4 protein-coding genes and 1 pseudogene are annotated in these 3,662 nt (G+C 41.0%); 2 read left to right on the top strand and 3 right to left on the bottom strand.

Annotated features, from left to right (window positions below):
- Positions 1-1,138 (bottom strand): BapA prefix-like domain-containing protein (locus tag FTT98_RS16835; protein ID WP_180177593.1); only part of this gene is annotated, 1,138 nt, incomplete at its 3' end.
- Between the two features lie 268 nt (positions 1,139-1,406).
- Positions 1,407-1,745 (bottom strand): hypothetical protein, encoded by a 339-nt coding sequence (locus FTT98_RS18385; protein ID WP_218950658.1) that lies wholly within the window; start codon positions 1,743-1,745, stop codon positions 1,407-1,409.
- Between the two features lie 191 nt (positions 1,746-1,936).
- Here FTT98_RS18385 and FTT98_RS16850 point away from each other — a divergent pair, with 191 nt between their 5' ends.
- Together FTT98_RS16850 and FTT98_RS16855 are read left to right on the top strand one after the other, a co-directional pair.
- Entirely contained in the window at positions 1,937-2,239 is a 303-nt protein-coding gene (locus FTT98_RS16850) for a helix-turn-helix transcriptional regulator (RefSeq protein WP_180041778.1), read from the top strand.
- 4 nt (positions 2,240-2,243) lie between these two features.
- A complete protein-coding gene (locus FTT98_RS16855) occupies positions 2,244-3,503 on the top strand; it encodes a type II toxin-antitoxin system HipA family toxin (RefSeq protein WP_180041779.1) in 1,260 nt (419 codons plus the stop codon).
- Between the two features lie 55 nt (positions 3,504-3,558).
- On the opposite strand, the pseudogene FTT98_RS16860 reads toward FTT98_RS16855, so the two are convergent.
- Positions 3,559-3,662, bottom strand: a pseudogene (locus FTT98_RS16860) (IS5/IS1182 family transposase); the annotation flags it as partial.

The following is a 3,662-nucleotide window of genomic DNA, read 5'->3' on the forward strand; positions in this document are numbered from 1 at the left end:
CTTTGGCTGTAATCGCATCTTTCAGTGCAGTGTGCTTCGCTTCTGCCGCTGCTACTGCTGCTTTCGCCGCTGCAATTGCTGCATCAACATTATCAAGCACACCATTGCTGTCCGCATCGTTCACATTTGGAACGGTGGTGTTCAATGCATCTAATTTGCCTTGCAATGCAGTTTTGTCCGCAGATGCTGGCAAGTTGGTGACTAAATCTTGCGCTGTGCCTTTTAAGCCATCCAATTCTAATTTAATCGCATCTAAGTCTGCTTTGTCCTGAGGATTGATCACGCCGCCTTTGGCTGTAATCGCATCTTTCAGTGCAGTGTGCTTCGCTTCTGCCGCTGCTACTGCTGCTTTCGCCGCTGCAATTGCTGCATCAACATTATCAAGCACACCATTGCTGTCCGCATCGTTCACATTTACAGTAATCACAGGGTCAGTTAATTTATCCAAGCGTGCATCAAGTGCATCTTTGGCTGCTTGTTCTGTCGATGGTAATGCATCAACTTTTGCTTGAGCTGCTGCTTTCGCCGCTTCAGCATCAGTCTTAGCCTTTTCAAGCGCCGCTTTTTCGGTCGGGTTGATTAAACCGTCTGTGTTCGCTGCTGTTAAGGCATCTTTCGCATCTTGATACGCTTCTACTGCCTTATCAACCGCCGCTGTTGCTGCTTTATATGCTGCTGACGGTCCTTGGTCGCCCCCACCATTTCCACCATCACTACCGCCGCCACTTAAGCCTGCTGCCAAACCTCCCACAGCAACTGCCCCTGCAGCCCACGCCCAAAGAGGCACGCCCTCTGAATATAATAATGGCTCAATTGTCGTTAATGGCTCATACACCACTTCAGCAAGAAATGCGCCTGTTTCATCCGTTAACTTCACCCAAAGCAACTGATTGCCATCTTCTAATACCAGACTGTTATCGGTTGCTGTCGTGGTGCTATAGAAATTTTGAATCACAATAACTTCACCGCTTTTTAAACGAATGACAACATCCGCTCCATTGCGCTGAATCTCTGAAATATCTGCTTTTGCAACCCCTAATGTCACCACCGAGGCTTCGGTGAGTGCAACACTATTCTTATCTGTCGTCTGAGATAAAACCTCGTGTCCTTCTTTTGCAACAATTTTAATACTTGGCATGCTTTCACCCTGATTGTTAGATTTTAATAGCTAAAAAGTAAACAAAAATACATAGACACCATACAATATACTAGAAAGAATGTGAATCACCTTGCATAATTTTAATTAAACTTTAAATGTTATACATATTTCTATGTATAGCTACCTCTTATTTCTGTTCGTATAAGCCCCAAATTTAAAATTAGATCTATTTTATTCAAATTTAAGTTACAACCTGGGTGTAGGGTCGGCGTAATTCTGTAAATTTATCTTTCAATGACTTCGTATTTTACCTAGATGGAATCACTGCATGGGCTTGCTGATCCGCATCTGCAATGACCTTACGGTATTGTTTTATGTCATAATCCTCATCTGTATAGTTGGATTGACTATGTAACCCACATTCTTTCAGTAGGCCTGCAATTTGAAGTGAATAAAAACAAGTATAAATTTCCGCACTGGGATGAAATTGAAGCAATGTTTGCGGAAGATGATGAATAAATTGTAAATCGGTACTGAATAAGGTATCAAGAAAGGCAAAGCGCTGCCCATCGACCTCATTACTCCAGACCACTTGTGTCAGATATTCCAGATTGAACTGATAGCAAATCACGGTTCCTCGCGACACCACGCGAAACTGATTGAGCTTAAAGCAAGTTGTTAGACTCTATTAGATTGTAAATGTCTAATTAGACTTCTTTAATCTAATAGGATCTAATCAGGCCAATAAAGTACCCTCCTTACCGACTAAGTCGGTTTATTTTATAAATCCATTTTTTTGTGGTTTAATAGACATATATAGACATAAGACCCAATATTATGGATTTAATATTCAAAAAACCTGAAGAAATTGTTACTTTATTATGTGAAAGGCTTCGCAAAGAAAGACTTTATCTGGAAATGACTCAGGCAGACGCTGCTAAACGTGCTGGTATTAGTGTGAATACAGTATCTAATCTAGAAGCTGGTCGAAATGTCTCATTTGAAAATTTCGTACGTGTTGCCATGGTATTGGGCCGATTAAAAGAATTAGAGGAACTCTTCAAACCTCATTTAAACAGTGTAAACGACATTCTCCGCTATGAGAGCAATACGGCTCGCCAACGTATCAAAAGGAAATAAATCCATGCTCAAAAAACTTAATGTTTACTACAATGGATGGGGTGAATATTGGCTTTGGGGTACACTGGCCTCCTCAACCGCAATCACAGGTCGGCCATTAATCGCCTTTGAATACAGTGCAGAAGCGATCAGTAAAGGTTTAGAACTTTCCTCTTATCTACTTCCGTTAAAAGGTGACCCATTAAGAACGAACTTTCCTATACATCAAATGGGATTGCCAGGTCCTATATATGATGCCCTACCCGATGGTTGGGGCATGCTCCTTATGGATCGCTTATTTAAAAAAAATGGACTCAATCCAGCACGGATTGGGCCATTAGAACGACTCACGTATATTAATACACATGCGATGGGGGCATTATCCTTTGAACCTTCAGCACCTGAGTTAGCCTTAACTGAAAATATTCCACTGATTAAACTCGCTCAAGAAGTCCAGGAAGTTCTCAAAGGAGAAGGTGCTGAATTTTTACAGCATTTATTAGTTATGGGTGGATCACCACAAGGTGCAAGGCCAAAAGCACTCGTCTATCGTGATCCTGTCACCAACGAATTCTCAACAGTTAGCTCACATCAACATGAAGCCTGGCTGATCAAATTTCCCGCACAGCAAGAGCATCCTGAAGTTTGTGCAATTGAAGCTGTTTATGCAGAATGTTTACGTCATTGTGATATTGACACCCCTGATACTCAATATTTTACTCTTCCGAATGGATTAACCGCATTTGCATCAAAAAGATTTGACCGCCATGATGGTATGCGTATCCCTATGCAAAGTTTAGCTGCCTTCACCGGAGCTGATTTTAAATCACCAGGGAGTTTAGACTACAGTAACTTTCTTCGCGCTGCACACTTTTGCACCAATGATGTTCGCGAAAAAGCAATTGCATTCAAGCGAGCTGTTTTCAATGTAGTCTTCAATAATCGAGATGATCATTGCAAAAACTTTTCATTTCTGATGTCCCAAAATGGGCAATGGAAACTCGCCCCTGCCTATGATGTTACTTTCTGTGAAGGGCCAGGTGGATATCATCAAATGGATATCATGGGTGAGGCACTGGATATTCCTCGACAAGCTCTTGTAAAACTTGGTACTCAGGAAGCAGAACTTTCTGCCCAAAAAGTCGATGAAATTATTGGCTCGATTTGTAAGGTTGCAATCCGATTCAGCGATATCGCTCATGATCTATTACCTGGACAAATTCAAGCAGAGACTCTCCAAATGATCCAAAATAGGATTGAGCATAATATTCATTTATTGAAATGAATATAAAACATTTTCATGAGGATTAAGAATCATTATATTAGATTTCTTTCATAAGTCATTTTTCACTCAGCTCCAAGTTATAAATTCCAGCAATTAGATTGAATCTTAATGCTAGTCTTTTGCCTCGATTGCGATATCGCTCAGCAAGAATTTTGAAGG

Origin of the sequence: Acinetobacter sp. YH12039, from assembly GCF_013420015.1 — a bacterium.
Lineage (GTDB): Bacteria > Pseudomonadota > Gammaproteobacteria > Pseudomonadales > Moraxellaceae > Acinetobacter > Acinetobacter amyesii.

Bases quoted from the DNA above. Each gene is read 5' to 3' on its own strand.
- FTT98_RS16850 (WP_180041778.1), top strand. From the start codon at position 1,937: ATGGATTTAATATTCAAAAAACCTGAAGAAATTGTTACTTTATTATGT.
- FTT98_RS16855 (WP_180041779.1), top strand. From the start codon at position 2,244: ATGCTCAAAAAACTTAATGTTTACTACAATGGATGGGGTGAATATTGG.